General features: G+C 69.6%; 19 protein-coding genes and 1 pseudogene. 11 read left to right on the top strand and 9 right to left on the bottom strand.

The window, feature by feature from the left end; all coding sequences use genetic code 11:
* Positions 1 to 53: 53 nt before the first annotated feature.
* The 5 genes from K1T34_RS48500 to K1T34_RS48480 all read right to left on the bottom strand — a co-directional run bounded on the left by K1T34_RS48500 (position 54) and on the right by K1T34_RS48480 (position 3,678).
* Entirely contained in the window at positions 54 to 827 is a 774-nt protein-coding gene (locus tag K1T34_RS48500; RefSeq protein ID WP_255638857.1) for a lysylphosphatidylglycerol synthase domain-containing protein, read from the bottom strand.
* A gap of 61 nt (positions 828 to 888) precedes the next feature.
* Positions 889 to 1,188 carry a hypothetical protein gene (locus tag K1T34_RS48495; RefSeq protein ID WP_220241525.1) on the bottom strand — a complete coding sequence of 100 codons (300 nt, stop codon included), beginning with the start codon at positions 1,186 to 1,188 and terminating at the stop codon, positions 889 to 891.
* Between the two features lie 8 nt (positions 1,189 to 1,196).
* Positions 1,197 to 1,421, bottom strand: coding sequence for a hypothetical protein (locus K1T34_RS48490; RefSeq protein ID WP_220241524.1), 225 nt, complete (start codon positions 1,419 to 1,421; stop codon positions 1,197 to 1,199).
* A gap of 591 nt (positions 1,422 to 2,012) precedes the next feature.
* Positions 2,013 to 3,026 (bottom strand): phosphoribosyltransferase, encoded by a 1,014-nt coding sequence (locus tag K1T34_RS48485; RefSeq protein WP_255638106.1) that lies wholly within the window; start codon positions 3,024 to 3,026, stop codon positions 2,013 to 2,015.
* A gap of 169 nt (positions 3,027 to 3,195) precedes the next feature.
* Complete coding sequence (locus K1T34_RS48480) at positions 3,196 to 3,678, bottom strand: adenosine-specific kinase (protein WP_220241523.1); 483 nt, start codon at positions 3,676 to 3,678, stop codon at positions 3,196 to 3,198.
* A gap of 658 nt (positions 3,679 to 4,336) precedes the next feature.
* Here K1T34_RS48480 and K1T34_RS48475 point away from each other — a divergent pair.
* From K1T34_RS48475 to K1T34_RS48470, 3 genes and pseudogenes are all read left to right on the top strand, one after another.
* Positions 4,337 to 4,909 carry a hypothetical protein gene (locus K1T34_RS48475; RefSeq protein WP_255638105.1) on the top strand — a complete coding sequence of 191 codons (573 nt, stop codon included), beginning with the start codon at positions 4,337 to 4,339 and terminating at the stop codon, positions 4,907 to 4,909.
* 37 nt (positions 4,910 to 4,946) lie between these two features.
* A pseudogene (locus tag K1T34_RS54240) lies at positions 4,947 to 5,090 on the top strand (universal stress protein); the annotation flags it as partial.
* A gap of 396 nt (positions 5,091 to 5,486) precedes the next feature.
* On the top strand, positions 5,487 to 6,719 hold the full coding sequence (locus tag K1T34_RS48470; protein WP_220241522.1) for an FAD-dependent oxidoreductase: 1,233 nt from the start codon (positions 5,487 to 5,489) through the stop codon (positions 6,717 to 6,719).
* A gap of 142 nt (positions 6,720 to 6,861) precedes the next feature.
* Here K1T34_RS48470 and K1T34_RS48465 read toward each other — a convergent pair whose 3' ends face one another.
* The 3 genes from K1T34_RS48465 to K1T34_RS54235 form a co-directional block, all read right to left on the bottom strand.
* Positions 6,862 to 7,194 carry a hypothetical protein gene (locus K1T34_RS48465; protein ID WP_220241521.1) on the bottom strand — a complete coding sequence of 111 codons (333 nt, stop codon included), beginning with the start codon at positions 7,192 to 7,194 and terminating at the stop codon, positions 6,862 to 6,864.
* Between the two features lie 171 nt (positions 7,195 to 7,365).
* Positions 7,366 to 8,232 (bottom strand): universal stress protein, encoded by an 867-nt coding sequence (locus tag K1T34_RS48460; RefSeq protein ID WP_220247803.1) that lies wholly within the window; start codon positions 8,230 to 8,232, stop codon positions 7,366 to 7,368.
* A 278-nt stretch (positions 8,233 to 8,510) separates the two neighbouring features.
* Positions 8,511 to 8,843, bottom strand: coding sequence for a hypothetical protein (locus tag K1T34_RS54235; protein ID WP_255638885.1), 333 nt, complete (start codon positions 8,841 to 8,843; stop codon positions 8,511 to 8,513).
* A 948-nt stretch (positions 8,844 to 9,791) separates the two neighbouring features.
* Between K1T34_RS54235 and K1T34_RS48450 the strand changes: the two genes are divergently transcribed.
* The 6 genes from K1T34_RS48450 (at position 9,792) to K1T34_RS48425 (ending at position 17,850) form a co-directional block, all read left to right on the top strand.
* On the top strand, positions 9,792 to 10,196 hold the full coding sequence (locus K1T34_RS48450) for an Hsp20/alpha crystallin family protein (RefSeq protein WP_220241520.1): 405 nt from the start codon (positions 9,792 to 9,794) through the stop codon (positions 10,194 to 10,196).
* A 62-nt stretch (positions 10,197 to 10,258) separates the two neighbouring features.
* Positions 10,259 to 12,904 (top strand): bifunctional GNAT family N-acetyltransferase/acetate--CoA ligase family protein, encoded by a 2,646-nt coding sequence (locus tag K1T34_RS48445; protein ID WP_220241519.1) that lies wholly within the window; start codon positions 10,259 to 10,261, stop codon positions 12,902 to 12,904.
* 20 nt (positions 12,905 to 12,924) lie between these two features.
* Positions 12,925 to 14,010: an acetate/propionate family kinase gene (locus K1T34_RS48440; RefSeq protein WP_220241518.1), complete on the top strand. Its 1,086-nt coding sequence runs from the start codon at positions 12,925 to 12,927 to the stop codon at positions 14,008 to 14,010.
* 2 nt (positions 14,011 to 14,012) lie between these two features.
* Entirely contained in the window at positions 14,013 to 14,417 is a 405-nt protein-coding gene (locus K1T34_RS48435) for a hypothetical protein (RefSeq protein WP_220241517.1), read from the top strand.
* Positions 14,418 to 14,461: 44 nt separating this feature from the next.
* A complete protein-coding gene (locus K1T34_RS48430; RefSeq protein ID WP_220241516.1) occupies positions 14,462 to 15,151 on the top strand; it encodes a hypothetical protein in 690 nt (229 codons plus the stop codon).
* Positions 15,148 to 17,850: a cation-transporting P-type ATPase gene (locus K1T34_RS48425; RefSeq protein WP_220241515.1), complete on the top strand. Its 2,703-nt coding sequence runs from the start codon at positions 15,148 to 15,150 to the stop codon at positions 17,848 to 17,850. Before K1T34_RS48430 ends, K1T34_RS48425 begins: the two co-directional genes overlap by 4 nt.
* A gap of 444 nt (positions 17,851 to 18,294) precedes the next feature.
* Here K1T34_RS48425 and K1T34_RS48420 read toward each other — a convergent pair whose 3' ends face one another.
* A complete protein-coding gene (locus K1T34_RS48420; protein ID WP_220241514.1) occupies positions 18,295 to 18,774 on the bottom strand; it encodes a universal stress protein in 480 nt (159 codons plus the stop codon).
* Positions 18,775 to 19,476: 702 nt separating this feature from the next.
* On the opposite strand from K1T34_RS48420, the gene K1T34_RS54230 reads away from it, so the two are divergent.
* Together K1T34_RS54230 and K1T34_RS48410 are read left to right on the top strand one after the other, a co-directional pair.
* Positions 19,477 to 19,965: a hypothetical protein gene (locus K1T34_RS54230; RefSeq protein WP_255638104.1), complete on the top strand. Its 489-nt coding sequence runs from the start codon at positions 19,477 to 19,479 to the stop codon at positions 19,963 to 19,965.
* Positions 19,962 to 20,555, top strand: coding sequence for a PEP/pyruvate-binding domain-containing protein (locus K1T34_RS48410; protein ID WP_220241513.1), 594 nt, complete (start codon positions 19,962 to 19,964; stop codon positions 20,553 to 20,555). Before K1T34_RS54230 ends, K1T34_RS48410 begins: the two co-directional genes overlap by 4 nt.
* The last annotated feature ends 50 nt before the right edge of the window (positions 20,556 to 20,605 follow it).

Raw genomic sequence — 20,605 nt, 5'->3', positions numbered from 1 at the left:
TGGCTGCACTCGCGCCTGGTGCGCATCAGCCGACCCTTCGGCACCCGAGGCCGTCACGTATCACGTCCTGCTCGGCGGCCGGTGGAACGCCCCGGCGGGACGAGACGTCGTGATGGACGGTCGCGGCGGCGCTTGTCCCGGCTCGTCGCGGTGATGGCGAAAACGACCCAGCCGGCGGCCGTCAGCCCCAGCCAGGTGATGCTCCGGTAGAGGACAACCGCGACCGCGGCGGCGGGAGCCGTGATCCCACCGGCGGCCAACGCCGCGAGCAAGCCGGTCTCCGCGGGGCCGGCGCCCGCCGGTGTGAGCTGAACGCCGATGCTCGCCTGAACGGCAAGGTGGCCGACGCCGACCGCGGACCAAGGCACCACCGCGTCCGCGCTCGCCGCGACGCACGCCGTGAGTGCCAGGTAATCCAGCACCCAACTGGCCAGCGTCCATGCGATCAAACCGGGCCATGCACGCCCCGCAGGACGGAACCGGGCGACGCGGCCCAACACTGAGTCGAGCGGGCTCGGCTCATCCCGGACCCAGTGCTGATTCCGGATCACAGGCAGGTGCCGTCCCAGCACTACGAGTCGGTGCGCGATCCAGCGCAGCGCGGCAGGCCGGCGTAGCAGCTTCCAGGTCACCAGGCTGATCGCCGCGAGCAACACCGAGACGGCGAGCGTAGCCGGCCAGACGAGAAGGCCCACGCCGAACAGCAAGGCAGGGGCGAGCACGACGAGCACCATCGCAGACAGCAGCGCGGCGACCGCGGTGGACCACAACGACACCGCCGTGTCGACGCCCCGCCCCCCCGCCCCCGCAGCGCGGGCACCATGTATGCGACGCCGGCGGTCGCTCCCGCCGAGGGCAGCGTCTGAGCCATCGCATTGCCGACGAAGTTCACTGTCTGCACCGTGCTTCCACGCACATGCACACCGGCGCAGCGAAGGAGCCGACGATGCAGCTCACCGTGACCAGCGACGCCACGGCCAGGACGATCGCGACCGCCACCCACGACCAACGCAGCGAGGTGAACCGAGCGCCGAGATTGTCGACGCTCGCCAAGGTCGGTGCCAGCCGCCAGACCGCGACGCCGACACCCGCGACGGCCAAGAGCACGTCGAGGGCGATCCGTCCGTTGACGCGGCCACGACCACGACGCCCGTGCGCCTTTCCCCGATCGCCGGTCACGATGGCCACACCCGCTGTCACCGCAGACCGGCGGTGACGAACCCGGCCGGGCCGGCGGCCCCCTGGCCCGACGGAGCGGCGGCACTCGACATTGGCCCCGCGCGTGCTTCGGCGATCCGCCGATCGGTCGTTGTCTCGCAGGATTCACCCAGGTCGGTCATGCCAGCCGGTTGCTCCGGTGCGGGCCTGCCGACGTTCCGTCTGTCCCGGCCGAACCCGTCGAACCTCAACTGCGTTGCCACGTCGACTCCTTCTCCGCAAGACTCCGAACGTTTCACTCGGCGAGGTCCTCGACCTAGAGACCAAGTTCTCCCATGAGCGAGAAGTTCTGCCTTCTCTTCGGCCAAGGCACGTTCTCGGCGACGCCCGGTCGCGCCGCGGCACTCGAAGATGGTCGAATTCGCCGGTGCACGGCTGTTTCGCTCAATTCCGCACCGACCCCGTGGCGCGGCGTCTTTGCCATCTGGACATCGCTCCGGACCCACGTTCCATACTCGGCCGGAGGCGTCATGGGAGGAAGTCGCCTCGACCGGGCACCACAGCGGGCTTGCCGCGGAGACTGCCCGCAGTCTCTTGACTGATTCCCTGTCGGTCAGGTTTCCGTGCTGCTGCCGCGAGCCATCAGGATGCGGTGTCCTCCTGGGCGGCTTTCGCCGCGCGGTCTCCGGAGGGCTCGTTCGCGGGGAGGTCCTCCATGCCGCAGGTGAGGGTTGTCACCGCATCGGTTCGCGCCTTGACCGAGTTCTCCAGCGCGGCAAGCTGCGTTTGCTCCGTTGGCGTGCCGGGGAGCGGGGACTTCGGCAGGGGCTTGGCTTTCGAGTTCGCTGCGGAGGTCAGCGGGCATCACCGCGAAGACGTGGTCGAGTTGCCCGGGAGAGAACAGCGCGTTCAGGCCAGCGGAGACCTTGCCGGCGATGGCCGGGACGTCGGCGGGACTGATGTCGGCTTCGGCGGCGAACAGGTTGGCCGCGGTCGTGCTCTTCGCGGTGGGTGAGCAGGTCGAACAGCAGGGTGCCCAAGGCGGCCCCGTTGAGGTCCTGCGCGACGAAACGGTTGTGCGGGCTGTGCCGGCTGCTGCCACTGCCGTGGGCGAACAGCACGACGCCGGCCGGGTTCTCGGGAATGGTGAGGTGCCCGGCCAGCGGGACCGGGCCCGCGAAGACCTCGACCTCCTCGTCCCGCAACGACGGGTCGCCCGCCCGCGTAGTGGCTTCCGGTTCGAAAACGCCCTCGGCGGCACGGCGAAGCAATTCGGCGACCTCGTCATCCGTGGTTTGCCCGAAATCGGTGAACCACTCGCCGACAGCGCAGAAGCAGGGGGGCGTTTCCAGACACACCACCTCGTCGGCATCGTCCCTCAACGCGAGGATCGCGTCCGGCGCACCGACCGGCACTGCAAGCACGACTCTCGTGGCTCCCCGCGCGCGGGCCACCCGGCAGGCCGATCGGGCGGTCGACCCGGTCGCCACGCCATCATCGACGATCAGCGCCGTCGGGCCCGCCGCGGAGATTCCCGCGCGCCCACCGCGGCACTTCGCGACGCGGCGCCGGAGCTCGATCCTCTGGGCCCGCTGAACGGCCGCGATCTCGTCGGCGGTGACTCGCGTCATGCGCACGACGTTTTCGTTGAGTACCCGCACCCCTCCCTCACCGATCGCACCCAGCGCGAGTTCCGGCTGGTAAGGCACACCGAGCTTGCGCACCACGATCACATCCAACGGCGCCCCCAACGTCGGCGCGACCTCCAACGCGACTGGCACCCCGCCCCGCGGCAGCCCGAGGACCACGACATTCTCACCGCAGTTCCAGACGCTCAGCCAACCTGCGTCCTGCTTCGGCGCGATCAATGAAGGGCATGGATACCTCCTGCGGCTGCTTCGGCAGCGCACCACGAGGACCAGCCTGCGGGTGCGCGTCGATGGCGAGCTCCAGTGTCGATTGGCAATTGATGCGGTGTGAGTCGGGGGTCCTTCGCCGGGCCTTCCGTTCTCTTGAAATTAGCTTTCCATCGGTTTTCTAGAGTTTGTAGCCCAGTGTCCGCAGAAGTGATTTCCGATCGCTCTGGTCGTCCGGGGTCTCGATGCCCAGGGGCGGTGATCCGTCGACCACGCCGAGGATTGCGCGGCCCAGTCCGGTTTCGGCGACGAGCACCTCGACGGGATTCGCCGTGGCGCAGAAGAAGCCGCAGACCTCGGGAACCTGCTTGATCGCATTGAGGACGTTGACGGGGTAGCCCTCGCGCAGGAACACGATGAACGAGTGCCCTGTGGCTATTTCCTGTGCATTCTTCGTCGCCAGTTCCACCAATTCGGAATCGTTGCCGGAATATCGCACAAGGCGGAGCCCTGACGCCTCACAGAACGCGAAACCGAACTTCAGGTACGGGCTGGTTCCGGCGAGCGCCTCGTGCAGGTCTTCCACGGTCTTGATGAAATGCGCCTGGCCGAGGATGACGTTGAGACCCTCGGGCTTGTCGATGGTCAGCACCTGGACGTCCATGACCCGATTCTCGTCCGGCCGACGGGGCTGTCCGGGAGAGCACAAAGACCACTGACGCGGGTCAGGAAGTCCCACGGGCCGGGCCGGTGACTTTCGGCCCAGGCCTTCTGTGACGCGCGGCCGCGCCGTGGGTGGGCGGCACAGGCGGCGATCAGTCAGATCGCGCAGAGGCACTGATGCAGCCTGGCGTCGCCCCGTGATGGTCGTTCTCCCGTAGGTGGAAGGACTGGGAAATGCGCGTGCACCCCGGCGCTCCGCCGACGGCTCGCGCCCTACGTCGTACGGTTGCTGGCCGGCGACCACCTGTCCGTGTTCTTTCCTCCGGATCCGACGCGGTCGTGCCGACCCTGCGAACTGGCGGCCGTCAACGAGCACTCGACGACGCCGAACTCCTTGTCCTGGCCCGCGACGGCAACCGCACCCCTCTCGGCCCGAAAAGCGTCGGTCCGGTCGGCCGCTTCATCGTCGACCACGGATCCCGCCCTCCCGGTTGCTTCAGCCGGGCAAAACCAACCGGGAGCGGCTTGCGGCGCACAGTTGGCCGCTCGCGGACGTTGGTCCACCAGAGCCGCGACGAACGACTGCAGCGGCCGAGGCCCAGTCGCTCCTATCTTCGGCCCGAACGGTGCTTCGCGCACCGGACCTGGAGGGACACGTCATGAGCGTAACCCGAAATCTCCCGGTCGTCGTGCATGTCGACGGCGCGGAGACCGCAATCGCGGCGGTGGTGTGGACGGTGGGCGAAGCTGCACGGCGGCACGCCCCGTTGCTCGTGTTCACCGCGTACGGGTTCGAAGGCCGTTCGTTCGGCAGTAAAGTGTGTCCGCCGTCGGGCTGGCTCCTGGTCAAGGAAGCGGAGGCGCGTCAGTTGTCGCGCCGGGCGCAGGAGACGCTGCAAGCCCGCTGCTCGGCCTGTTCAGCGGCTCTCCCAGCGTCGATCTGGCCGCCAAGGCACGACTGGCCGGTCGTCGTACGCGGTCATGAGACGATCGGCGGCCCAGTGGTCGTCGGCGTCGGCGGCAGCCCCCTGAACGAAGCCGCGATCGGCTGGACCTTCGACGAACCCTCGCTGCGCGACGCCGACCTCGTAGCCCTTCACGCCTGGCACGACGGCGACCTCAGTCGGTTCAGCGTCGGCAGCGTCATGTTCGAGGGCGAAAGCCTGTACGAGACCGGCCACCGTCTGTTCGCCCAACGGCTGGCCGGAGAAATACCCCTACGTCCACGTTGAACGCCAGGTCGAACACGACAAACCACGCCATCGCCTCCTCGCCAGCTCGCAACATTCCCAGCTGATCGTCGTGGGCAGCCGCGGCCGCGGCGAGTTTGCCGGACTCGTCCTCGGCTCGACCAGCCAGGCCTTGCGCCGATCCGGAGAATCGGCGTGCTCTCGGGCAGCGCTGGTCCGATGACGGCTCCGACGGGATTCGGCGATGCTTGCGGACGTTCGGCCTGTCAATGCGCGCTCGCAGGTCCCGTTGCCTCCGTCGGCTCGGTTTCCGGAGCGAGGTGCTCTGGCGTAGGCTCGGCGCGAAGGCCCAGGGTGCGCAATTGTCGCCATGGTAGCGCGCAGGACACCGGCGACGTCTTCGAGGAACTGAGCGCGGTACAGGTCCTGCAAAAGCAGTGCTGATCTGCTGCCCGGTGGCCTCGTGGCTTATGCGGTTCGGGCTAGCTGTCGCCAGCTTGCCTAGTGATATTCGCCAGGTTGTCTAGCGACTGGAGGAAGCGTTGAGTATCTGTGCCATTACTGCGCAGAATGCCGTTTCCCAGCCCGGCACGGCTGTTTTCCCGGTGCGGGCGCCGGTATGAGCCCCGCGGAGCGTGACGTCGTCGTCGCCGGTGGTGGTCCCGGCGGCATGCTCCTCGGATATCTGCTGGCCAGGGCGGGAATTGAAGTGACCGTGCTGGAGTCGCGGTCGGACTTCGACCGCGACTTCCGGGGGGATTCGCTTCATCCCTTCACTCTTGAGCTTTTCGATCAGCTGGGGCTGGCCGAGAGCCTGCTCCGGCTCGAACACTTCAAGGCGAAGTCCTTCCGGTTCCACACGACCAAAGGCAGTTTCAGCGTCGCGGCGTACGACCGGCTCGACACGCCGTTCAACTACATCGCACTGATGCCACAGGTGCGCTTCCTTGACTTCCTCGCCGGCCAAGCCGCCCGACTCCCTTCCTTTTCCCTGGAGATGGAGGCAAGGGTCACCAGCCTCATCAAGGACGGATCAGGCACCGTCACCGGGGTCCGGCACCGGGGCGGCGAGATCTCCTGCGAGCTGGTCGTCGGCGCTGATGGGCGGTTCTCGACCGTCCGCCGGCTGGCTGATCTCTCGGCGCGGCCTCTCGGTGCAACGACCGACATCCTGTGGTTCCGGCTGCCGCGGAAACCGCACGACCCGCTCGACGCCGATCTGGACCTGTACTACGGGCCGGAGAGCTACGTCGGGGTGCTCGGCGGGGTGCACGACTGGCAAGTCGGCTACAGCGTGGCGAAGGGCGACTACCCACGCCTGCGGGAACAAGGTGTGGAGCCGATTCGCGACTTCGTCGGCGCCCACGTTCCCTGGCTGGCCGACCGGACCCACCTGCTCACCGACTTCGCGCAGACCACGCTGCTGTCGGTCGACATCTCGCGCGTCGACACCTGGTACCGCCCCGGTCTGCTCCTAATGGGCGATGCCGCGCATGTCATCTCGCCAGTCGGTGGCAATGGAATACTCATGGCCGTGCAGGACGCGGTCGCGGCGGCCAACCGGCTCGTGCCGGCCTTCCGCCGCGGCGGACCCGGGATCGTCGATCTGGCCGCCGTCCAGCGGGACCGGCTGTCGGCCATCGAGAAGGTGCAGGCGCAGCAAGTCCGCGTCGAACGCCGGTCCGCCCGCGCAAGAGCGAAAGGGCGCGGCACCGAGCCACCTGCGTTCCTGCGTTGGCTGTTCGCAATCCCGGCGCTGCGTACCAAGGGAGCGCGGGACAATGCTTACGGTCCGCTGCCGCCTCGGCTGGACGCGGCGGTGCTGGCACCAGGTGTGTCAGGTGCACCATGAACCTCCCGAGTCGAACGATCCGGTCGAGCGAATCCGGCAGCTCGGTTGCGCGTGCACATCCGGGAGGTCCGCTCGGTCTTTGCGAAGACCCCGGCGGGCTTCGCCGCGCAGCGGCGGAGATCCTTGCCGCGGGACTGTCCATTCAGGATGTGACAGTGGGGTACATTCGGTTGCGCAGCCGCGCGGCGGCCGTCTTCCGATGGGACGGTGACGACGGGGATGCTGTCGCAAGCTCGAGCCCGGCCGCGATCTCCAGCCGGGCAAACAGCTGCAGGGACCAGACCAGGAACAGGCTTTCCTCGTAACCGGTGGGTGCGGTGCGGAGGATGAGGTTGTAGGCGGGGTCGGCCAGCTCTGCTCGCAACGCGGCGAGCACTGCAAGCAGGCGGTGCGCCAGCACATCGACAACCGCGCGCGGTGCTGTCGAGAAGTCCGCTTGCGGCCCCCGGGCGTCGGCGGCGAGCTCGTCGACCACGACGTCCAGTGGACAGTCGCAGGATCGGGTCGACGGCCATGGTGTCCTCGCGGTCGTTGCGTCCCAGCTTTCGCTTACGCAGCGGGTGTGACAAGGACACGACATACTCGGCCGATGGTACAGCCCGGCCGTCCGATGGGACGATTTCCTTACCCCACGGGGATTCGTGCCTCAGCCGGTGGCCGGGTGCGGGCGCACGATCAGCACCGGGCAGGCTGCGTAGTGCAGTAGCGCCTGGCCGGTCGAGCCGAGCAGCAGGCCGGGGAAGCCGCCACGGCCACGGCTTCCGACCACGACGAGCTGGGCATCCTGGCTCCGGGTCAGAAGCTCGTGTCGGGGACGGCCGGACGCCAGGACCTGGTCTACGTGGACGTTGGGGTACCGGAGGGACGACGCCGTCAGGTACTCGTCGAGCGGTGGCGCTTCGCCCGCCTCGCTCCCGGTCAGTTCTCCGTCATGGGTCGCATGGAACACGACGAGGGGCGCCTTGAGGGTACTGGCCTCGGCGAAAGCGGCCTCGGCCACTGCGGCGGATGCGGGACCGCCGTCGATCCCCGTGAGCACAGGGCGGGCGGCGTCGGGCTCGTCCCAGCTAACGCCCTGGACGACCGCGACGGGGCAGGGAGCGTGGGAAGCGAGTGCGCTGGAGACGGATCCGGTGAGCAGAGCTGCGAAGCGGCCGTGGAAGGACCCGCCGACAGCCACGCAGGACGCCGATCCGGCCAGGTCGAGAAGGGCCGGCGCCGCGCGATCGGGGTCGAGTCGCTCGCGAATTTCGAGCGCACCGGCGGCGTTCGCCAGCTCCTGCGCCGCCCGCAGGTGGTGGCGGCCGCGCCGGCGGAGCGTCTCCTTCATCTCGTCCGGCAGCGGGACGATCCCGCCTGCCGTCACATCGGGAAACGCTGTGGCGTGGACCAGTTCGAGGGGAAGCTGACGGCGGACCGCGGCACGGGCGGCCCAACGCACGGCGTGGAGGGCCTCCGCCGAGCCGTCCACCCCGACCACGATCGGCGCAAGGCTGGGAGCAGGCTGATTCATCTCGCTCACGCTACGAAGCGGCGGTGGTGGGCGCCGCGGTCGGAAGTCCCTGTGGTGTGGGACTTCCGGCCGTTCCTGGTGACGTCCTCGGCTCGGCGTTGTGCGCCGCCAGACTGCGGACCCGTCAGCCGTCTTGTCGTCCTGCAGCAGCGCGGCCAGCGCTCGGGCGCTCCGCGATGCGCTTTGAGGAGTGCGGCGGCCCGAGCTTCGGCTTCGCGCACCAGCCGCGCGATCTCCTGGTCCACGATCCGCGGCGCCGGTCGAGGCCTGGCCGAGCACTACGAGCGCGGCGGCCCGGCCGCCCAGCCGGACGGCGAGCAGATCGGCCAAGTAGCCCTCGGAGTAAAGGTGCGGCTCCGCTTCCGGTAGTTACTCGGTTGCGCCGAGTGCCATTCCCGCCGGCAGGTCGTCACCTTCGCAACTGGGTCGGCGTGTTCGCACAGCGCTGCGACAAGTGCGTGCACGGCCACCGAGCGGCGTTCTTCGGGCAGCGGGGCGTTCGAGGTGTCGCGCCGGCGGAGCAGGACCCGGTCCCGCGCGGCCGAGAGGCCGGCCGCGGTGAGTACCGTCCGGTCGTCGCGGACGGCGTTGATGGCCTGCTCGTTGACCAACTTGCGGACGTCGGCCCCCGGAGAAGCCCGGTGTGCCCTGGGCGACCACGCCCAGTTCGACGTCCGGGCCGAGGTGCTTGCCGCCGACGTGCACCGCGAGGATCGCGGCGCGTTCGGACTGGTTGGGCGGCGGCACAGTGACCTGCCGGCCGAACCGTCCCGGCGCAGCAGAGCCCGGTCGAGTGTCTCCGGCTGATTCGTTGCCGCGAGCACGACGATGCCGCTGCTCTCGTCGAATCCGTCCATCTCCGACAGAAGCTCGCGATCGCCGGAATCGACCTGTCGGACATTGGACCGGGTCGCCGGTGCCGCGGTCCTGCGCGCGGGCTGACCGAGTCAGCGCCCGCACCCCTGCTTGCACGTGGCCCGCGGCGGCGAACCCCGCAGGGCGGGAACGGCAGTCCTCTGCGGTGGATCTCACCGAACGGACGGCGGGTGACGGTGTCCGGCTCGACTGGCGGCACCCCTGGCCTGAGCCGTCAGACCCGCGGTTTCCAAGATGAGGTGCCCGTGTTGGTGGGCAGGCGGCGCACCTCGGCATCGACGTCCGTGGCGACAGCCTCCAGCAGCTCCTGAGTGAGGTCTGACTGTGCCCGGCCGACCGTGAGGTAGCCGGCGACTTGGGCGCGCCCGCGGCCCTCGAGCGTGCGCTGGGCCAGGTCGACCCGGCGAACTCGTGGCCGTCGTCCGTCCGCAGGAGGGCTTCGGCGCGGGTGCGGCAGGTGCTCGAGTTCGACCTCGAGGGCCCACCGCTCAGGCCGTCGGTCATGTCAACCTCCGTTCCAGCCCGACCCTCCCAGATCGCCTCCGGAGCGGACATAGCCCAAAGTCCTCGTCGCGCGGTGGTGACCTTCGTCCTTCGCGTTCGGGCAATCCGACAGCGTCGCGAAGAGGGCCGTCCGGGGTCTGCTGAGGGGGCGACACCAGTTCGCGACGAAAGGAATGAGCATGCCTGCACTACCCGGGTCCCGTCTGGCCCTGCCGAACATCGCCGCCTGGCTGGACAACCCCTGGCCGTTCGCCGAGCACAACCCCGTGCGGATCGAGGACTCCACTGAGAACGGTCGATACACCGTGCGCGCAGAGCTGCCGGGTTTCGACCCGGAGAAGCACATCTCGGTGACAGCGCACGAGGGGCTGCTCACGATCACCGCGGAGCGCGAGGCCAAGGAGACCGCCGAAGGCCGGAGCGAGTTCTATTACGGCAAGTTCAGCCGCACGATGACCCTGCCGCCCGGCGCTGAAGCCACGAAGGTGAACGCGAAGTACACCAACGGGATCCTCGAGATCACGATGCCGGTGACCGAGCAGCCGCACGAGAAGCAGATCAAGATCCACGTCGACAAGGCCTGAGCGCCGCTCGCGGTGAGCGCGGCCGTCGGCTGTGCCCACCCCCAGCGGGGTGGAGGAGTGTCATGAGAACGGACCTGCCTGTGCGGGCTCTGCTGGCTGACGGGGAAGTCGGTCTCGTGCGCGCTCTGCGCCTTGCGGACACCGCGGCTGTGCTTGACTTGCACAACCGGCTCGGCGAGAGAGACCGTTATTTCCGGTTCTTCGGTCCGTTGCCATCCACAATGGACCGGCTGGCCGCACGGATCGCGGAAGAGCCCGCCGCCGGCCACGCCGCGGTGGGCTGTTTCCTGCGGGAAGCTCTCGTGGGCGTCGCCAATTACGAGAAGCTCGGCGACACCACGGATGCCGAGGTCGCCCTGGTGGTCGATGGCACCCGGCAAACCCACGGAGTTGCCACACTGCTGCTCGAGCACCTTGCGGTGGCTGCCCGCGCGGCCGGTCTCACCCGGTTCGTCGCCGAGGTACTGGCGGAGAACTCCCAGGTGATCCGGGTTTTCTCGGACCTCGGATTTCCGTACAAGGTGACTCGCGACGGTCCCGAATGGACGGTGACGCTCTGGCTCGACGCCGAGGACCACTATCCGGAGGCGATCGCGCACCGCGACGAGGTCGCGGAGGCAGCGAGCCTCGCGCACCTGTTGCGCCCCGCTTCCATCGCGGTCATCGGCGTGGGCCGGCGGGCAGACTCGGTCGGGCGCGCGGTGCTGGCGAACCTGCTTGGCCGCGGCTACTCCGGCTTGGTCGAGGTGGTCCACCCCCACGCGACGGAGATCCTCGGGGTGCCGTGTGCTCCCACGGTCGAGGCACTGAGGCAAACCCCTGAGCTGGTGGTGATCTGCCTGCCCGCCGAGTCCGCCGCGGTCGCGATCGAGCAGTGCGGAGAACGCGGTGTACCTGCCGCGGTGATGATCTCGTCCGGGCTGACCGGCACCTCCGCCGGCACCCGGGTACGCGAGGCGCTTCGGCGGTACGGCATGCGCCTGGTTGGACCGAACTGCCTCGGAGTGTTGTCCACTGATCCGTCGTTCCCGGTGGACACCACGTTCCTCGCCCGGGCGCCGTTGCCCGGCGACGTCGGGGTCGTGACGCAGTCGGGCGGCGTCGGCATCGCGCTGGCCGAAGCACTGACCGGGCTGGGCCTGGGGCTGTCGAGCCTGGTTTCCACCGGAGACAAGTACGACGTCAGCAGCAACGACTTGCTCCTGTGGTGGGCGACCGACCGCCGCACGAAAGTCGTCGTGCTGTACCTAGAGTCCTTCGGAAACCCGCGCAAGTTCGCTCGACTCGCTGCTCGGCTGGCGAGGACCCGCCCGGTGCTGGCGGTTCGCGCTGGTAGCGGCAGGACCGCGCAGCGCGCCGCCGCGTCGCACACGGCGGCCGCGGCGACTCCCGCGGTGACCCGCGACGCACTTTACGAACAGGCCGGGATCATCGCGGTCGACACGGTCGCCGAACTGACCGACGTGATTGCGGCGGTGTCCTGGCAGTCGCCGCCGGCCGGGCGCCGAGTGGCCGTGCTGAGCAACGCCGGCGGCGGCGGTGTCCTCGCCGCCGACGCGTGCGAGCGGAAGGGTCTTACGATGGCGGCCCTGTCCGCGGAGACCGGACAGCGACTGCGCGCACTGCTGCCCGCCGAGGCGGCGGTCCGCAACCCCGTGGACACCACCGCTGCCGTGCCCGCCGGGCTTTTCGCGGAGGCGTTGAAGATCGTGCTCGACGACGACGGCGTTGACGCCGCCATCGTGGTCACCGTGCGGACCGCGGTCAGTGACCCGGCGACGTCACTGGCCGGCGTGGTCGGCCGCGGGGCCAAGACGGTGTTCGCCGTCCGGCCCGGCCAGCGGGCCAGGGTCGCGCCGCTCGTCGCCGGCGGACCGGGTGTGACTGCTTCCTACGACGATCCGGCCACCGCAGCCTCTGTTCTCGCGAAGCTGGCGGGCTACGAACAATGGCTGCGCCGGCCGGACAACGACGTTCCAGACTTGCCGGAGGTAGATGTCGAAGCGGTGCGGGCTTTCGCCGCAGCGCGTGTCGCGCAGGGGGAGCGGTGGCTCGGCCCGGCCGCGGCCGTGGAGCTGCTGCGCCTCGCGGGCATACCGCTCGTGACCACCCGCTACGCCCGGGACGAGACCGAGGCCGTGCGGGTCGCAGACCAGCTTGCCGGCCCGCTGGCGGTCAAGGCCGACGCCGAAGCGCTGCTGCACAAGTCCGCGGGCGGCGGGGTCCTGCTCGACGTGTACGGACCCGAAAGCGCCCGCGACGCCTACCGGCTGCTCCTTGCCAGGTTCGGCAATTCGCTCAGGGGCGTTGCGATCCAGCCGATGGTTGACCGGGGACGCGAGCTGCTCGTCGGTGTGCGGTCCGATGCGGTGTTCGGGCCGCTGGTGGTGTTCGGCCTGGGCGGTGTCGACGCCGACCTGGTGGCGGATCGCGCTGCGCGGCTAGCCCCGCTGACCGGGGCGGACGCCGATCTGCTGCTCGACGCGCTGCGGTCCTCGGAGGCGCTGTGGGCGTCGGGGATCGACCGCACCGCGGTCCGCGAGTTGCTGCTGAAGGTCGGCCGACTGGCGACGGTCGTGCCCGAGCTCGCCGAGCTGGACCTGAATCCGGTGGGGGTGCACAAGAGCGGCTGCGTGGCGATCGATGTCCGGGTGCGCCTGGAACTCCGGGAGCCCGCCGACCCCTACCTGCGCCGCTTGCCCGGCTGACCAAGTTCGAGGAGACGATCGTGCGAGTCCTGACGGTGAACCCCGGTTCGTCGAGCCTGAAGGCTGCGATGGTCCACGACGGCGTGACGGTCGGCTGGGCGGCGTGGCAGATCGCCGAGCCCGAGGCCGTACCGGACGCCATCCACCGCTGGCCCGTGCCGGACGCGGTCGCCGTGCGGTTCGTCCATGGCGGAGCCCAGAAGAAACCCGCGGTGATCACGGAATCGCTACTGGCCAACCTCGAACGGCTGGTGCCGCTGGCGCCGATCCACCAGGAGCTGTCGCTGGCGGTCACGCGCCAAGTGCGGGACCTGTTGCCGAGTGTGCCTGTCGTCGCGTGCTTCGACACCGCGTTCCACGCCGGGCTGCCGGACGCCGCGGCGCACTATCCGCTGCCACGGGAATGGACCCGGCAGAACCGGCTGCGACGCTACGGATTTCACGGCCTGTCGTGTCGGTACGTCGTGCGCCGGACCGCAGAGCTGCTCGGCCGTCCGGAATCCGAGCTGCAGCTGGTGTGCGTCCACGTCGGCGCCGGTGTCTCGGTCACCGCGGTCCGTGGCGGGTCCAGCGTGGACACGTCGATGGGATTCACCCCGCTCGAAGGAGCCGCGATGGCGACACGTTCGGGTTCGATCGATCCGGGCCTGCTCCTGCACGTGATGAAGACCGCGCCAATGAGCCCGGATGAGATGGAGGACGCGCTCTACCACCAGTCCGGGCTCGCGGGAATGAGCGGAACCACCGGGGATCTGGGTGCGGTGCTCACGGCCGCATCGGGCGGCGATGTCGACGCACGCCTGGCGGTATCCGTGTACACGCATCGGCTTCGTCGGGAGATCGGTGCTGCGGCCACGAGTCTGGACCGGCTGGACGCCCTCGCGTTCACCGGTGGAGTGGCCGAATACCAGCCCGAGATCGTCAGCGCCGTGGCCGAAGGCCTCGGCGTGCTGGGGCTGTGCCTCGCCCCTCATGAACGCACCGACGCGGACCGCGTGATCAGCGCGCCGGACTCGGCGGCGGCGGTCCTCGTCGTCCGCACCCGGGAGGAACTCGAACTCGCCCGCGGCGCAGAGGCCGTGCTGGCGCAACCGGCAGTGAGGTGAACGTGCACGTACTGCTGACGGAAGCGACGTTCGGCGACTGCGATCCGCTCTACCAGCCGTTGCGTGACAACGGATGCCGGGTCAGCCGGTGCCGTTGGCAGGCCGGGGTCTGGCGGGCACTCGCGCCGGCCTCGTCGTGCCCGCTCGACGACGTGACCGACCCACCAGGCTTAATGGTGGATGTCCGCGACGGCGGTGGCGGGGTCACAGCCCGGGAATTCGGCGTGGTGTGCGCATTGCGGGCGCGGGTTTCGGTAGTGCTCGTGGCACCCGCGCCCGGAGTGCGCGCGCCGGCACCGGCGGGGTTGGCGAACCGGGCGACGATCGCCGACGTCCGGACCCTGCTTGGCGCATGCCGGGCGGCGGTGTTCCACGCGTGCCCCGCGGGTGGTCGTGTGTCGGCATGAATGGCACGATCTTCACCTGGGACCACTCGGCCCGCGCGATCCTCGTGGACGCGCTCTCCTGGCTGGAGGGCGGCCGATTCGTCGTCGAAACGCGGCCGCACGACCTCGCGATCGCCCTGCCAGATCTGGCCCGGGACAGTCACCACTGGGCCGACGCCTTCGCCCAATGCGGTGCCGCGCTGTGTACAGCCTGGATCGTGTTGCGGGCTCTCGGCATCGAGCCTTCGGTGTCGTTCCCGCACGACCCGGATCGCCCCGACATCGTCGCGACGCTGGGAACGGCGGGAGCCAAGCCGTCCACGACTCGGGACTGGAATCGCTACCTTGCGCTGTGCAGGATCCGGACTTGGCCGCCGGACACCATTACGACACCGGTGTCTCCCGGAGCGCTCGCTTCGCTCGCGGCACGGATCTGCTGGCCACGCACGACCGTTCTTCCCGCACGATCGGAATGGAGCGTTGCGCTCCGGCAGCTCGGCTGCGGGACCTTCGGGCTGTGCGTCCTGCTCGTGCTCACCGAAGAGGACACCCGGGACGACTGGGTATTGGCTGGTGCTGCCGTCCACGATCTGCGGATCGAGGCGAGTACGTCGGGGATCGCCGCGGACGTGGTCACTCCGGTCACACTTCGGCCGGGGATGCGGGCTCGGCTCCTGGCCGCACTGGATCTGCCCGGTGTCCCGCAGGCAGTCGTGCGCGTCGGCTCCGCCACCCCCGCCGAAGGAGCACCATGACCAGTCATCTGCGGGTGGCGACGACCGTGCCCGACGACGACATCGACCCGCGCGAACCACTCGGGCTCCTGCTGCGCGACCTCCGGTCCTTCCCGGGTGGGATCACCTCACGCGAGGCGGCGCGCCGGCTCGAGGTGAACGGGCCGAACGCATTGCCGCACCGAGGGGGCAGGCGCTGGCCACTCGCGTTACTGCGGCAGCTCGTTCACCCGCTCGCCCTGCTGCTCTGGGTGGCCGCGGCCCTCGCGTGGTTCGCGGGCACTACGAACCTGGCCGTTGCCATCGTGGGTGTGATCCTCTTGAACGGCCTGCTCGCGTTCTTCCAGGAGCAGCACGCGGAACGCGCCGTCGAGGCGCTGGGGGAGTACCTGCCGGAACGCGCCGAGGTGCTCAGGGACGGAGTTGCCGGGCGCGTCCCGTCCGTCGAACTGGTGCGCGGCGACGTGGTCCTGCTCGCCGAGGGCGATCGAGTGCCCGCTGATGCGCGGCTCGTTGACGGGTCTATCGACGTAGACGCGTCGATGCTCACGGGCGAGTCGGTTCCGGTCACCCGGACAGCCGACGCGTTCGACGACGCCACGCGGTCTCTCGACTCGCCGGTGCTCGTTTTCAGTGGCACGGTATGCGTGGCCGGAGCCGCGCGGGTGGTCGTACACGCGACCGGTCGGCACACCGAGATCGGCCGGATCGCGTCGTTGTCCGCGCGGGTGGGGCACGATGAGAGTCCGCTGGAGCGGCAGGTGCGGCGGGTCGCGTGGCTGATCGCCGGTGTGGCCGTCGTCGTGGGTGTCGGGTTCTTGCCCCTCGGCGTGATGGCGGGGCTTTCGTGGTCGGCCGCGTTCGTGTTCGCCATCGGCCTCCTGGTGGCCAACGTGCCGGAGGGCCTGCTGCCGACGATCACGCTCGCGCTGGCGGTGGGGGTCCGGTCGATGGCCAGGGCGGGAGCGCTCGTGAAACGCCTGTCAGCGGTCGAGACACTCGGTTCGACCACCTTGATCTGCACCGACAAGACCGGGACTCTGACGCAGAACATGATGCACGTGGAGGACGTGCGCGGGCCGGGTGGATCCGGGTGCGGCACCCGCGAAATGCCCGCCCGGGTGCTCGCGCGGTGCAGCACGGCCGACGTCGCCACGGGGTCGGGCGACCCGACTGAGCTCGCGCTGCTCCGGTTCGCCGCGGAGCAGGAGGTGGATGTGGCGGCGCCTGCCCGGGATTCCGCCCGGCGAGCGTTGTACGCGTTCGACCCCCGACTGAAGCGAATGTCCACAGTGGATGCGATCGACGACGTTCTTGTAGTGGGCACGAAGGGCGCGCCCGAGCAGGTCATGCCGCTGTGCACGACGGAATTGAGCGAGTCCGGCACCGAGGTGGTGTTGACGGAGGAGCGAAGGAGCGAGCTCGCCGAACTCGTGGAGAGTCTGGCACGGCGGGCGCTTCGGGTACTCGCGGTGGCGCGCCGAGAGGTGCCGGCACTGCCCGCCACCCGCGCCGAAGCCGAGAGCGGTCTGTGCTTGCTCGCGCTGGTCGGCCTGGCCGATCCGCCGCGCCCGGAGGTCGCCGCCGCGGTGGCGGACTGCCACTCGGCGGGTATCACGGTGCACGTCGTGACCGGGGACAACGGGGTGACCGCCGCCGAGATCGCCCGGCGCGTCGGCATCGACGCCCGACGGGTGATCGACGGCAGCGAACTGGCGGGGATGCCGGAGCCGCAACTCGACGAAGCGCTCGTGGGCCACGGCGCGGTCGTGTTCTCCCGCGCGACCCCGGAGGACAAGCTGCGCATCGCCGACGCCCTGCGCGACTGCGGCGAGGTGGTCGCCATGACAGGAGATGGAGTCAACGACGCCCCTGCCCTGAGACGGGCCGATATCGGGGTCGCGATGGGCCTGAGCGGTACTGACGTGGCCAAAGAGGCCGCGACCGTGGTGCTGACCGACGACAACTTCGCAACCATCGTCGCCGGCGTGCGCGAGGGCCGGCGGGTGTTCGACAATGTCCGGAAGTTCGTGCTGTACATCTTCGCGCATGCGGTGCCGGAGGTACTGCCGTTCCTGCTCTTCGCGATCTCGGGCGGCGCCATCCCGCTGCCCTTGACCGTGCTGCAGATCCTGGCGATCGACCTGGGCACGGAGACGTTGCCCGCCTTGGCTCTGGGCCGCGAACCCGCCGAGCCTGGACTGATGGCCCGGCCACCCCGCCGCCGCCGCGAAGGCGTCGTCACCGGGCGAATGCTTCTGCGCGCGTGGGGGATCATGGGCCTGCTGTCGGGCGTCCTGGTGCTCGCGGCGTACTTCGCGGTGCTACTGGCCGCGGACTGGCACCCGGGCGCCGACGTGACGGCGGGCTCTGCCCTCCACCGTACCTACCTGCAGGCCACGACGGCGAGCTTCGCGGCGATCGTCTTCTGCCAGATCGGGACGGCGTTCGCGTCGCGCACCGAGCACGCATCGTTGCGCGCCGTCGGCCTGACCACGAACCGTCTGCTGCTGGGCGGCATCGTGTTCGAGGTGCTGTTCGCCGCAGCGCTGATCTACGTGCCCTGGCTGCAGGACGTCTTCGGCACGGCGGCTCTGCCCGCGTGGGTGTACCTGGTTCTCCTCCCGATGCCGATCCTGGTGTGGGGAGCTGACGAGCTGTTCCGCTGGGCCACTCGTGATCGCCGGAGGCCCACGAGGGTGCGGGAATCGATTCGGTAAGGATCGTCACATGTCGATCTTCGCCGGCGACACTTCCCGGTATCCGGCGAACGCTTCAGCAGAGGCGATGTGGTTGGTTGTCGCGCACGACTCAGAGCAGCGTCGCGACCTATGCCGAATGAGTGAAGGCGGCGCGAGAAGATCTCGGCGTTCCGCCGCGAGCGGAGGACAAAAGGAGCCCGAAAACGGGAGCTGGTTCAAGACCGCTCCGGGCAAGCAAGCTCGCCCGGAGCGCCGCCACGGCCGAAGCGGAAGTCAAGACCATCACCGTCGTGTGGGCTCGTGGTAACCCTCGGATTCCTTTACGAAAAGGTTTCCAACTTCTTGAAGGGCTCACGAACCGGCGGCTCGTCGATACGCGCTCACGATGATGCCCAACCTGCTTCCGCTCGCTTCACGCGCTCAGGCGGCGGGATGCCGGATCAATAGCGCGTCAGGAGGAGGTCACGAAGTGTGGGCGGGCATCAGCCGGTTCGCGGCTTCCGGCGTGATGACCACGACGGGACAACGGGAGCAGCGGACGCAATCGCGTGAGACGCTGCCCAGCAGGAAGTCCGAGGCCCGCCCCGCGCCGTGGGCGCCGACGACGAGCAGGTCGGCTTCGGCGGAGGCGGTGACCAGCTCGGTGGCCGGGTCGCCGTGCGGGGTGGTGACGGTGACGTCTGGTGCCGCTGGGAACTCCGCGCGGATCCGGGAGATGTGCGCGTGCGGCGAGTACGTTGCTTCCGGTTGCCGTCCGTGCGGCTGGAGCGCGAAGGACGTCCCGGGAAGCAGGGCCTCGTCGGGACGAACCACCACCGCGTGGACCGTGTCGCCGGGCAATGCGGCCGTCTTCAACGTCCAGCGCAGCGCGGCGTCACCGCGGGGCGAGGCGTCGACACCGACGACGATCAGACGACCTGAGGCCGGTTTCTCGGAGTCCATCACAAGCCTCTTTCCTCAGGGATCGACGCGATCGTGCGCAGCGCGGTCACGCGCGGGATAGGGCCGAAGGTCACCTGCGTCGGCCTGGGGGCCGTCTGCCGTGACCGTGGTGACTTTGGGCTCCAGCGCACCAGTCCGGGCACTCGTGAGCATGGAACCACCGGAGCGACGGTCTCCGGGTACGGAGCCTGCGTGATGACTTTGACACCTACGACAGCCCTCACGGACTCGGAGATCGGCGTGCTCGCCCGTGCGGTGAGCCGCGCGCCGTCGGTGCACAACACCCAGCCGCGGTGCCTTCGGGTACGGGGGGCGGATGTGGATCTCGTCGAGCGCACCTCCGTCCTGCTGGCGAGCCATGACCCCGCGGCCGGGATCGCACGATCTCCTGCGGCGGCGCCCTCGCCCACCTCGAACTTGCCACGAGGTTCCTCTTCCGCGAGCACGTCACCACGTTCCCCGCGGACGGGGATGTGGTCGCCACTCTGTCCACAACCCCCGGCGCGGGGCCCGCAATCGCGGAGCGGGCGCGCTACCACGCCATCGGGCGCCGCCGCAGTCATCGGCAGTGGTTCGCGCCGGAGGCTGTGTCGGACGTTGACGTGGCGGAGGTGGCGGCGGCCGGCGCCGAGCCGGGGGTGCTTGTCGTAGCGCCAAAGCACCTCGACGCTCTGGCGGAGATGCTCGGCTTCGCCCACGCGCGTGTTCCGCGCCGACCCGGCATACCAGCAGGAGCGGGACGTCTGGACCGCACATACTTTCGGCCCTCACGCGCTAGGTGCCGTCGACGGGATCCCCGAGGGCGCGCTGAGTTGTGAGTTCCTGCCCGCAGCCGGCCTGGTCCGGCGCGATACACCCGTGCCCGACGATGCCCACCTCGCGACGCGGCTGGCCGGCGAGAGCCTGCTGGTGTTCTGCACCGAGGGCGACAACCGCCGTGACCACCTGGGGGCAGGCGTGGCACTCGAGCGGACCTGGCTGCAGGCCACGGTCCATGCCCTGGCCGGTTCGGTCATCACCCAGCCGCTGCACCTGCTCGGTTTCCGGGAACTGCTCGCCGAACGCCTGGAACTGCCCGGCCTGCCGCAGGCGATCTTCCGCTTCGGCCATCCCGCCGCGCCCGCGACACCCTCACCCCGGCTCCCGCTCGGTGAGCTCTTCCCGGACGGCTCTGCAGGAGGATTGTCATGACGCACGTACGGAACTTGGCCGAAATCCGACTCGCCGACGCCGAAACCGTGGGCGGCAAGGCGGCCAACCTCGGCGAGATGATCGAGGCGGGGTACCCCGTGCCGAACGGTTTCGTCATGTCGCGCGATGGCTACTGGACGGCGCTGGAGGAGGCCGGTGTGCGTGCGCGGGTCGCGGACCTGCACGCGAGTGCGCTCGCCAACGCGGACGACATGCAGCAACTCGCCGACGCCTGCGAGCAGCTGCCCGCGCTGGTGCGCTCGGCCGGGCTCACCGAGGAGCTGGCTGCCGACCTGACAGCGGCCTACCGGGAGCTCGGCGGTTCGGCTCCCGTTGCGGTGGGCTCCTCGGCGACGGGCGAGGACGGCGCGGAAGCCTCGTTCGCCGGCATGAACGCCAGCCACACCAACGTGCGGGGCGACCATGCCCTGGCCGAGCGGGTGGCGGACTGCTGGACGTCACCCGCTCGAAAACGCCCGATAAGCCCGCCGATCGGGATGTCGGGGTTCGGCGAGGCGCTCGCGCACATCCGCGCAGTCGTGTTCCGGCGGCGCGGTGCGCCCCCGCATCGGCAGCGGCGGTCGCGATGAGAACCATCCACAGCAGACAGATCGGGACATCGCCCGCGTTGTCATTCATC

The organism is Amycolatopsis sp. DSM 110486 (assembly GCF_019468465.1).
Classification (GTDB): domain Bacteria; phylum Actinomycetota; class Actinomycetes; order Mycobacteriales; family Pseudonocardiaceae; genus Amycolatopsis.
Note: the sequence above shows the minus strand (reverse complement) of the source record. Positions and strands in the feature narration are given on the sequence as shown.